Consider the following 9846-nt stretch of genomic DNA (forward strand, 5'->3'; position numbering starts at 1 on the left):
GAGCGGCGTAATTCGGAGCTGTCATAGGGTAGTCGGGCGGCAAGTTCCATTTGGCGCGATAGGCGTCCGGTGTCAGGCCGAAGTCCGTGCTAAGATGCCGCTTCAGGGATTTGAACTTCTTGCCGTCTTCGAGGCAGATAATGAAGTCCGGCGTCACCGACTTCTTCGGGTTGACCGCCGGGGTTTGCGACGCTGCGGCCGCTGCTACCGGTCCGCCAACGCCCGTCAGGGACAAATGAACTGAAGCGATCAGGTCCGACAGCCCCGCAACTGGTAATGGGTTATTGCTTACGTAGGCAGAAACAATATCCGCCGTAAACTCGATAAGCTCAGAGCTGCGGTTTTCAGTTTGATCGGTCATATGCTGATTGGTCCCTTTGTTGTCTAGTCAGCTAATACTTGACTGACGTCAGTGGCGCAATGTGACGATGGAGCATCACGCACGCCCATCCGTTGTCGTGTCGTCGTCAAACTCATGGACCGGCAGGTAGGCGTTAGTCTCCAGCCAGTCCCGCAAGATAGTCGCGATGAGGTCTGGACGGCTCATCTTCATCTCTGCGGCTATGGAGTTCAGCGCGTCTTCGATTGGAGGCTCCAGCGGCACGCCAGACACATTCCGGAGCATCAGGGCGGCCCGCCGAAGGATGATCTGCAAATCTGGCCGCGACATATCCGCAATGCGGTCGGCAGCGCTCTCAAGCTCTTCGGCGATAGATAGGCGGGTCATCCCGGCCTGCTCATTTGCGATGGCGCCTGCAACTGAACACCAGGCCTGCCGTGGTTCAAGAATTCGACGCCTCGGCCCTCCAAAGCGCGTTGGACAGCCTGAACATTTTGCGAGCGGCCGGCGATAGGGCCGGCACCGGCTGCCTCCATGCTGCGGATTGTGTTCACGTTCACGCCTACCAACTCCGCAAGCTCCTTTTGCTCAATGCTCGCAAGCGCCCGCGCTGCTTTCAACTGGTTCCCCGTGGTCAGCATTTTCCCTCTCAAACTATTTTTTCTAGTTACCATACCTAGAAACCAGTTGACAATGCCCTAACCCGGATTTAGGTTACCGGACATAGTAAACAAGTTTCGATAACTAGAACCGTTTGGGAGATACCGCCATGCCGAACACATCTGTTCGAGCTGCCGCCGAAGGCATGCCCATTCTAAGCAGCCAAGTCGCCCTTGCCGACTTACGTTCGTTTACCGGAGAGAAACTATGATGACCAACTCACGAGGCTTTCCCCAGCTTCGCCGTCTCTTTGGGTCGCTTCAGCGCCACGACTCGGTGACCATTGGCGAGCGGGCAACACCCCCCACAATCGAAGCAGGGACATCAATCATGAACCAGCATGTCAATCGCCGCGCCATTCTCTCGTCATCAGCAATTGCCACGGCTGCCATAGCTGTCGCCAGCCAAGAGGCCAGGGCAGGGGACGCATCGGCCCCTAGCGTGTCTCGTGAACTACAAGGTCTCATCGAGGCAAAGCACGCTGCCTATGCCCGCTTCATTTCCGCGATCGATGTGGCCACCGACCTGGAAGAGGCGTATCTGCCCAAGACCGCCGAACTCTACGTCCCCTTGTCCATTGGCGGCGGCCAGTCGCGGAGCCTTCGCTACAGCGAACTGGAGAGCGTCGAGGCCAATCTGAGCGACGACATCAAGCGCCGGTACGCCGAGCAGCAACAGAAGCTGGCGGCACTCGCCAAGGTGGCGCCCGATTTGAGCAAGCAGTCGACCGCCGCGCTCCGTAAGGCCGAGCAGGCCGATCTGCGGACGTTGAAGAGGCTGATCAAGGAAGAGCGCGCACGGCGTAGCGCTGTCGGGCTTGAACAGGCGATCAACGAACGCAACGAGGCCTCCGACGCTGAACGCTATGCACTGAACGCCGTGTGCGCCTATCGTTGCACCACCATGGAGGAACACCGGGTCAAGGCCGAGTTCTTGAAGGAATTCGCCACCGGCAAATACGGCGACCTCCAGACTGAGGACATTGACGCGCTGCTCTGGTCGTTCCTGCCGGAAGAAGCATTGGAAGACGCGGTCAAGGCTTCGGAAGGCGGCGCAGCCTGAAACTGTCGCCCTTGGCCCGCTACCTCACGGTCGCGGGCTTCTCCGGGAATTTAGAGTGCAGCTGGCGATAACCCAGACACCGAACGCACACTACCAGCTGAGAAAACCACGAAGGCAAATACCAGCACGGCAGCAGCCACGATCAGCGAGCCGACGGCGACAACCGGCTCAATCGCCGTATAACCTCCGTGCAGCATCACATACAAAGCTGGCAGCATGACCACCAGCCCGACATTGTACAGGCTGTAATGGACCATCGCGATTTTCCTGGCCGCCTTTGCCGGGTTAAGGGCGTAGTAGCCGCCGAAGATTGCACTTGTGACCCATCCGAGCAGGTTAATGTGTGCATGTGCAGGAAAGGCACCGTGATCGCCTGATATGGCCATCTGCAAGCCGGCGCCTATCCCCAGAATGAGCCACACGATAGCCGTCTTGAAAAAGAGATCCGAAACCTTAGGCATGGCACATTCTCCCCAGAATGCCGATTTCAACGCCTGCCCATATTAGGTCTTCCTAAGAAAACAATGCAATCAAAATCAAAGGCCTTACAAGCCCGATGACTCACGGTGGCGGCGCGCTTCTTAATATTTTTCGAACGTCGGATTGTAGGATCGGTCAGCAAGCTCCTCGAGGGTCCGCTTCACTTGGCGGATAGCTCTAACAGCAGTCGCCTGAGAAGCCATCTGGGATAGTTTAAGGTGACCGCCGTGAAGCTCCACGATGATACGAGCGATGACTGCCATAAATGCCCTCATGCGATCCAGGGCATAGTCTTCGGCCCAAAAGTCCGTAAAGTCCTTCCTGCGCTGCTCGCCTTCCCATCGCGGATTTCGGTTAAAGACAACGGTGTTTTCCAACTTAATCGGCAAGCCGTGCACGATATCGTTTCTGATCTCGAATGCCAGGCGGGTGGCAGTGCACCATGTCTCGAGAAAATCGCGCTCTTCAGCCGAGTGTAATTCCGCTGCATGTCCCTCCAGCATACCTATGAGATCCGTGATCTTCTTCAGGTCCGTTTTGGGTCGGACACCTTTGTATTCGATCTTAAGCGCTTGCCATATATAGCGTTCGAGATGGTACTCGATTGCCGAGCCGAACGTGACAATCGCGGCAATTTTTGCGCCGATCTCGGTCGTTATGCCTAGCATTTCTTGCAACCGACCAGGCTGGCCATATAGTTCGTAAGTTGGTGGCTTCATGGCGTGCTTCTCGAAGTCGGAATCAATCGGAGGAACGAATCGGACCTGAGCTGCGAAGCCAAGCTCGAACCTTGCCGATAGTTGCAGCAAACCCTCGGAATCAATAGGTGAACAGGTAGCGAACGTGTTGCTACGGTTTTTGCAACGCAACGCTACGGGACGAGACGGGACAGACGCGCACAATGGGCACCCGCAAGTGGCGCAACGCCTTGACAGACAAGGACTTAACATCATCGAACGGGAAGGGGAGGTACGGCAGCGAGCGAATTTCAAGACCGGTGCCTTAAACCGCTCGGCCATTCCTCCATCTGTCGCGGTCCACTGCTCTAGTGTGCCCGACAAAGCCCTGTCAACCGGCAGACATGGCCCGGCGGAAGCGGGGCCAGCCGCTCTGTGGCAAGCCGCACGACCTTGCCTAAGCGCGGAAGAACGAAAAGAGGTGACTTTTCAGGGCGCTCGGCACGGTGACGCCGTCACAATCTTGCCCGGTTCCGGCCACAATCGGTTAATACCGTGATAAACAATTCCTGCGCACAAAGGATCGGGGTTTTAGGCGTCGTTAGAATTCGTCGAGTGAGTGTTTTGGCTCCTCTGATGGTTGAATGCGGCGCCTTGAGTTGAGACTGAAGGGGACATCAGGAAAATGCAGGCTGTGACGCACCCGCGTCTTCGTCGCGCTGCTACAGTCGCGTTGTTGGCCGTGTCGGCCGCCTTGCTGGCGGCTTGCGCGTCGCAACCTGAGCCCAAAGCGATGGTCTACAAGAAGACCCGCTCCAAGGAATATTTCTCCGAATCCGAATATGGCGTGAAGGCAAGCCCGCGTGTGTTCTCCCGGAACGGGCGCATGCAACGTGGCGGCGGCAGGGATCAGCTCGGCAAGCCCTATCAGGTCCGCGGCAAGTGGTATTATCCCAAGGAAGACAAGCGCTACGCCAAGGTCGGTCTGGCGTCCTGGTATGGCGATGCCTTCCACGGCCGGCTTACCGCCAATGGCGAAGTCTACGACATGACGCATCTGACGGCGGCGCATCCGACCATGCCGCTGCCAAGCTATGCCCGCGTCACCAATCTCAAGACCGGCAGTTCGGTCATCGTTCGCGTCAACGATCGCGGCCCGTATCACGAAGGCCGCATCATCGATGTGTCGGAGCGCGCAGCCCAGATGCTTGACTATGCCAACATCGGCACCGCTCAAGTGAAGGTCGAGTATGTCGGCCGTGCACCGCTCGACGGCGATGACGACCAGTATCTGATGGCTTCCTACCACCCCGGCAACAGGGCGCCGGATCCGTCGGACGGGCTGCCGACCGGCGTCATGGTCGCCATGAACGGGCCTTCGCCAAGCCTGCCTGCTGGCGCCGCCGCCGTGCCGTTTCCGGGTCAGTTGACCGATTCAGGCTCGGTCCAGCCGGTGATGTCGGCACAGACGCCGGCTTACGGCGATCTGGCGCTGCCCGATTTCGGCCCGATCGTGCCGGAACGCCCGGAAATCAGTCTGCCGCCGCAATCACCGTTTGCCGTGGCCTCGCTGTCCTATGCGGACGAGCGGGTGGAACGCGCCTCCAATGCCTTTGCCGCACTGGGTGGCGACGGCATGTCGCCGGCCGACGTGCTTCAATCGTGGAAGCGGCAGCCGCCACCGGCCGGTCCGTCCACCGACTACGTCGCGGCTGGTTCATTCGAGGATGCAGCGGAGGCCAAGCGCATTGCCGCTCAGCTTGCCGCATACGGCAAGATCGAGATCCAGCGCTCGGAACTCGAGGGAGAGGACTGGTATTCGGTCAATCTCTATCCCGATGGCCACCGCAATCTGGATGATTTGCTGCAGGCAGCCTGGTCGCATGGCGCGCCCGATGCGCTGGCTGTGCGCAACTGAGCGCAAGCCAGGTCGGATTTCCGCTGCGCGGTTGATCCGCCGCGTAAAAAGCCTGATACTTTTCGCGGGCTTGCCGGCCGTGCCGGCCAACGGGTCGAACATCATGCAATTGCGCTTGCTCCCGCCTCTCGCCGGGTTTCTAATTTTTGGCCTGCTGCTGTTTTCCCAGGGTCCGGCCCATGCGCAGCTTTTCGAGACCAAAGCCGCGCAGGTCTTCATGATCGACGCAGAGACCGGAACGGTGCTGTTTTCGAAGGATGCCGACAAGCCGATACCGCCGGCCTCAATGGCCAAGCTGATGACCATGGAAGTGGTGTTCAACGCCATCAAGTCCGGGCGCCTGAAGCTCGACGACACGTTCGTGGTCAGTGAAAACGCCTGGCGCAAGGGCGGCGCGCCTTCGGGGACATCGACGATGTTTGCCAAGCTCAAGTCATCGATGCGGCTCGAGGACCTGATCCAGGGCGTGACCGTGCAGGCCGCCAATGACGGCTGCATCATCATCGCCGAAGGCATGTCCGGATCCGAAGACAATTTTGCCGCGCAGATGACCGAACGCGCCCGCCAGATCGGCCTCAAGACCTCGACTTTCGTCAATTCGACCGGCCTTCCGGCGGATGGCCAGCAGACTACCGTGCGTGAGCTGGCGCAGCTGGCCGTGCACCTGTGGCGCGATTATCCGGATTTCTATCGCTATTACGGCCAGAAGGATTTTACCTGGAACAAGATCTCGCAGAGGAACCGCAATCCGCTGCTGGCGATGGACATCGGCGCCGATGGCCTGGCGGTCGGCGCGAGCGAGGCCTCGGGGTTCGGCATCGTCGGTTCGGTCAGCCACAACGGCACGCGGGTGATCGCAGCGATGAGCGGACTGGCCAACGACAAGGAACGTGCCGAGGAGGCGCGGAAGCTGCTCGACTGGGGCGTCCGCTCTTTCGAGAAGACCGAAATCTTCGCCAAGGATGAGGTGGTCGGCGAGGCGCAGGTTTTTGGCGGCGCGAAATCCGGCGTGACGCTGAAAGCCAAGGGCCCGATCGACATCTTCCTGCCGATCACCAACCGCGACAAGCTGACGGCCAGGATCGTCTACAACGGCCCGGTTGCGGCACCGGTGGAGGAGGGGCAGCCGGTTGGGGCGCTGCGGGTCTGGATCGGCGACACGCTGAGCCAGGAGACGCCGCTTTTCGCCGCCGAATCGATCGGCGTCGGCACGCTGCCGCAGCGCGCGCTCGATGCCGTCAAGGAACTGGCGATCGGCTGGCTGCGCTAATGCATGTCGCTCAAAAGTGGCCCCGGTTATGGCGGGAACGACATGCATAAAAGCAAAAAATCGATGGCATGGACGTTTTCCCGAACGCGGACTATCTAGAGCGCTACAATCAATCCACTCATGCAAGGACAAAGGCCTTTCGATTGGCGCGCGGATTTTTCATCACCTTCGAAGGCGGCGAAGGAGCAGGCAAGTCGACGCAGATCGAGCGGCTGGCCAGGAAGATGCGCGCCAAGAAATACGATGTCCTCCTTACCCGTGAACCGGGCGGTTCGCCGGGCGCCGAAGCGGTCAGGCATGTGCTGCTTTCGGGCGCCGCCGAACCGTTCGGGCCGAAGATGGAAGCGCTGCTTTTCGCCGCCGCGCGGTCCGACCATGTCGAGCAGGTCATCCGGCCGGCGGTCGAGCGTGGCTCCATCGTGCTTTGTGACCGTTTCCTCGATTCCTCGCGCGTCTACCAGGGCGTCACCGGCGGCATCGACCCGGCGTTTATGGACACGCTGGAGCAGGTAGCCATCAACGGCATGATGCCGGACATGACGCTGATCTTCGATATCGATCCGGCGGAAGGCCTGAGGCGCGCAACGCTGCGGCGCGGTACCGAGGCAGCCGCCGACCGCTTCGAAAAGGAGACGCTAGCGATCCACCAGGCCCGCCGCGAGGCGTTTCTGGCGATCGCGGAGGCCGAGCCGGAACGCTGTATCGTCGTCGACGCAGCCGCCGATCCCGATGCGGTCGAGAATGTCGTCACCGCCGCCGTCTTCGCGGCGCTGGAAGCGAGAACGCCGGCGCGCGACAGGCAGGCGACACCGGCATGATTTTTGAGCGCATCGCACCCGAACAGCACGACACGCTGGACGGCGTGCCCGAGCCATCCGAGACGCGACGCCTGGTCGGGCACAGCCAAGCCGCTGATATGCTCACCGCCGCCTATCGCGCGGGAAAGCTGCCGCATGCGCTGATCTTCTCCGGACCGGTCGGCATCGGCAAGGCGACGCTCGCCTTCCATCTTGCGCATCATCTCCTGAAGCACCCCGATTTCGCGCAGGCGCCGGAAAGCCTTGCCACTCCCGATCCGGCGTCGTCGCTGTTTCGCCAGATCGCCACCGGGGCGCATCCCGGCGTGCTGCATCTGACCCGGCCGCTGAACGACAAGACTAAGAGCTTCAAGACCGTTGTCACCGTCGATGAAATCCGCAAGGTCAACCGCTTCCTGTCGCTGACCTCACATGACGGCAGCTACCGGGTCGTCATCGTCGACCCGGCCGACGACATGAACGCCAATGCCGCCAATGCCTTGCTGAAGAATCTTGAAGAGCCGCCGGCACGAACCCTGTTCATCCTGATCGTCCACGCACCAGGGAGCCTGCTGCCCACGATCCGGTCGCGCTGTCAGGTGGTGCGATTGACGCCGCTCGACGGCGACGAGCTGATGGCTGTGCTGGAAACGGCGGAACCGCCGCCGCCGGACGACCCGGTGGCGCGCGCGGCACTGGTCGAGCGGGCAGGGGGCAGCGCGCGCAACGCCATCCTGTTGACGCAGTATGGCGGGCTGGAGATCGCCTCGACGCTCGACGCCCTGGTCACGGGAAGAAAGAGCGATGTCGGCGGCGCGTTTCGCCTTGCCGAAGCCGTGGCCGGCCGCGACCAGGCGATCCAGTTCGACATCTTCAACCGCCGGGCGCTGGACCTGTTGTCTGACGCGGCAAGCCAGGCAGCACTGGCGGGCGATCTCGCACGGGCTAAAACGCTGTCGGACACTTGGCATGAGGCGCTCGACGCAATATCTGAGACCGACACCTACAATCTCGACAAGAAGCAGCACGCCCTGACCATGATCGACCGCCTGAATTCTGCAATGCGAATGTGACGGCCCTCGGAATGGCAATCGCCATTCCGGGAGGGTTCGATGTATGCGGCTGTTTTCAGGCGACGGCCGTGTTCTTCGCCTGGCTCGCTCGCTGTACCGCGAGCGCAGCATCATACTTCGCGCGATTGGCCCAGTAGATGGTGGCGAACAGCAGCGCTTGGTCGCGGAAAGGAACATGGTCGACCGTGTCCATGGCGGCTTCGGCTTGAATCCAGTCAGCGTGAAAGTCGGCGGCTGCCTTCCTGTCGCCACCGAGAGCCATCTGCTGGAATCGATGCATATGATCCTCGATGTCAAGGTAGCGGTCGGCCCAAACGATCGACCATTGTCGGTTCTGCATGGTGAACTTGCGGATCCATCGCTCGCTCAGGTCCATGTCTCCTTCGGGTTTGGAATACATGACGTTGCGGCGCGCTTCGAGCAGTGTGTTGGTGGCGACGACTTCATTCTCACGCCACAGAAGCCGCATCGCTGGATCATTCAGAAACCGGTCCGCGTAAATGGGATGAGGAAAGGCACTTTCTCGGAGCCCCTCGATCTTGAAATAGATCAGCAGTTCGGAAGCCACGCTGGCCTCGAGTTCATTGCGCTCCATCTTGCCATGGAAAGCCTCGAATCCGATGCCCGGGATGAAGGGCATATGCGCGGCGTGCCAGATTTCATGCAGAAGGTAGAGATCCTCGATGGCCGGGGCGTTGTAGTCATCCCGGCGCATTGTCAGTCCCCACCAGGTGCAGAAGTGCGCGCGCTCTAGGCGGTCGTTGGTGGTTTCGCAGCTGAAGCGGGGCAGGCGGGCATACTGATCGACTATGCTGTGGACATAGCCGCCTTGGCGATGCGAGGATCGGAATGCTTCTGTCTTCCAATGCGCTAGGCAGTGGGCATGGATGTCATCGCTCGTCACGAGCGGAAGCAAATTCTTCACGGCAACGTCCCAGAATTCGGACTGGCCATGCCGATCCGTTCCGCCATTCCCGGCGTCAGGCACAAGCGTGGCCGGGCGTCGATCGCGCCGGGGGCGCGCGTGAGATAGGAGACAAGATCCGGATCGATATCCGCGTCTGCCGATCCTCGAGCCAGAATGAAGATGTCCGCCGACATCAAGGTTAGGCCGAGAGTGTGGCCGGCATGTTCTGCCACGCTCTGTTGAATGCTGGCGTAACGACGCGCCATGGCGAAGACGTCGAACCGCTCCATAAGCCGTATCCCCAGTTGCAGCGATGTCAGGTTCTTGAACCATTGATTGCCAAACAGACCGAGATTCTCCGATCGGCAGAACACCCCGCCTATGCGGTCGTAGTAGGCGCCGAACGGCTTGGACAGGCTGATCACAACGGCGCTCACGCAAGGCGCGTTGGCGAGGATCGTCTCTATCGGAGGCTCGGCGGTCGCCCCGACATAGGTCAAATCGAGAACGAGCTGGGCCGGGTTCGCGCGTTGGCTCAACCGACGCAGAAAGGCATTGGCCTCCGGCCACACCATGCCGTCGATGGCCGAAGGTTGGCTGAGACAAAGCAGATCCTGGGGATTGACGGTGTCGGCAACATCGCGCCAGGCGTGGCGTTCATA

The 9846-nt window shown here is 60.4% G+C and carries 11 protein-coding genes; 5 read left to right on the top strand and 6 right to left on the bottom strand.

Features of this window, described 5'->3' with window-relative positions; all coding sequences use genetic code 11:
- Both EN993_RS24805 and EN993_RS24810 read right to left on the bottom strand, forming a co-directional pair.
- The coding region (locus tag EN993_RS24805) for a MucR family transcriptional regulator (protein ID WP_127265070.1) at positions 1–361 on the bottom strand (361 nt) is incomplete at its 3' end.
- A gap of 75 nt (positions 362–436) precedes the next feature.
- On the bottom strand, positions 437–727 hold the full coding sequence (locus tag EN993_RS24810) for a hypothetical protein (RefSeq protein ID WP_127265071.1): 291 nt from the start codon (positions 725–727) through the stop codon (positions 437–439).
- A 480-nt stretch (positions 728–1207) separates the two neighbouring features.
- Here EN993_RS24810 and EN993_RS24820 point away from each other — a divergent pair, with 480 nt between their 5' ends.
- Positions 1208–2062 carry a hypothetical protein gene (locus EN993_RS24820; protein ID WP_164757791.1) on the top strand — a complete coding sequence of 285 codons (855 nt, stop codon included), beginning with the start codon at positions 1208–1210 and terminating at the stop codon, positions 2060–2062.
- 50 nt (positions 2063–2112) lie between these two features.
- On the opposite strand, the gene EN993_RS24825 is transcribed toward EN993_RS24820, so the two are convergent.
- Positions 2113–2523, bottom strand: a complete 411-nt coding sequence (locus EN993_RS24825) for a hypothetical protein (protein ID WP_127265073.1) — start codon at positions 2521–2523, stop codon at positions 2113–2115.
- Between the two features lie 120 nt (positions 2524–2643).
- A complete protein-coding gene (locus tag EN993_RS24830; protein WP_127265074.1) occupies positions 2644–3261 on the bottom strand; it encodes a hypothetical protein in 618 nt (205 codons plus the stop codon).
- Between the two features lie 643 nt (positions 3262–3904).
- On the opposite strand from EN993_RS24830, the gene EN993_RS24835 reads away from it, so the two are divergent.
- The 4 genes from EN993_RS24835 to EN993_RS24850 all read left to right on the top strand — a co-directional run bounded on the left by EN993_RS24835 (position 3905) and on the right by EN993_RS24850 (position 8277).
- The gene (locus EN993_RS24835) at positions 3905–5137 is read left to right on the top strand and encodes a septal ring lytic transglycosylase RlpA family protein (protein ID WP_127265075.1); all 1233 of its coding nucleotides are present in this window, start codon (positions 3905–3907) and stop codon (positions 5135–5137) included.
- Positions 5138–5240: 103 nt separating this feature from the next.
- The gene (locus tag EN993_RS24840; protein ID WP_164757792.1) at positions 5241–6407 is read left to right on the top strand and encodes a D-alanyl-D-alanine carboxypeptidase family protein; all 1167 of its coding nucleotides are present in this window, start codon (positions 5241–5243) and stop codon (positions 6405–6407) included.
- Between the two features lie 143 nt (positions 6408–6550).
- Positions 6551–7225 (top strand): dTMP kinase, encoded by a 675-nt coding sequence (gene tmk, locus EN993_RS24845; RefSeq protein WP_127265077.1) that lies wholly within the window; start codon positions 6551–6553, stop codon positions 7223–7225.
- Positions 7222–8277, top strand: a complete 1056-nt coding sequence (locus EN993_RS24850; RefSeq protein ID WP_109671295.1) for a DNA polymerase III subunit delta' — start codon at positions 7222–7224, stop codon at positions 8275–8277. Before tmk ends, EN993_RS24850 begins: the two co-directional genes overlap by 4 nt.
- Before the next feature lie 55 nt (positions 8278–8332).
- On the opposite strand, the gene EN993_RS24855 is transcribed toward EN993_RS24850, so the two are convergent.
- The gene (locus EN993_RS24855) at positions 8333–9202 is read right to left on the bottom strand and encodes a hypothetical protein (RefSeq protein ID WP_127265078.1); all 870 of its coding nucleotides are present in this window, start codon (positions 9200–9202) and stop codon (positions 8333–8335) included.
- Positions 9199–9846: hypothetical protein (locus EN993_RS37105; RefSeq protein ID WP_164757793.1), on the bottom strand; the 648-nt coding region annotated here is incomplete at its 5' end. The genes EN993_RS24855 and EN993_RS37105, both read right to left, overlap by 4 nt.

It is taken from the genome of Mesorhizobium sp. M7D.F.Ca.US.004.01.2.1, from assembly GCF_003997785.1.
Taxonomy (GTDB): domain Bacteria; phylum Pseudomonadota; class Alphaproteobacteria; order Rhizobiales; family Rhizobiaceae; genus Mesorhizobium; species Mesorhizobium loti.

What these genes read in the sequence shown, in the direction of transcription:
- EN993_RS24810 (WP_127265071.1), bottom strand. Translation starts at nt 727, where the DNA reads ATGACCCGCCTATCTATCGCCGAAGAGCTTGAGAGCGCTGCCGACCGC.
- EN993_RS24820 (WP_164757791.1), top strand. Translation starts at nt 1,208, where the DNA reads ATGATGACCAACTCACGAGGCTTTCCCCAGCTTCGCCGTCTCTTTGGG.
- EN993_RS24825 (WP_127265073.1), bottom strand. Translation starts at nt 2,523, where the DNA reads ATGCCTAAGGTTTCGGATCTCTTTTTCAAGACGGCTATCGTGTGGCTC.
- EN993_RS24830 (WP_127265074.1), bottom strand. Translation starts at nt 3,261, where the DNA reads ATGAAGCCACCAACTTACGAACTATATGGCCAGCCTGGTCGGTTGCAA.
- EN993_RS24835 (WP_127265075.1), top strand. Translation starts at nt 3,905, where the DNA reads ATGCAGGCTGTGACGCACCCGCGTCTTCGTCGCGCTGCTACAGTCGCG.
- EN993_RS24840 (WP_164757792.1), top strand. Translation starts at nt 5,241, where the DNA reads ATGCAATTGCGCTTGCTCCCGCCTCTCGCCGGGTTTCTAATTTTTGGC.
- EN993_RS24850 (WP_109671295.1), top strand. Translation starts at nt 7,222, where the DNA reads ATGATTTTTGAGCGCATCGCACCCGAACAGCACGACACGCTGGACGGC.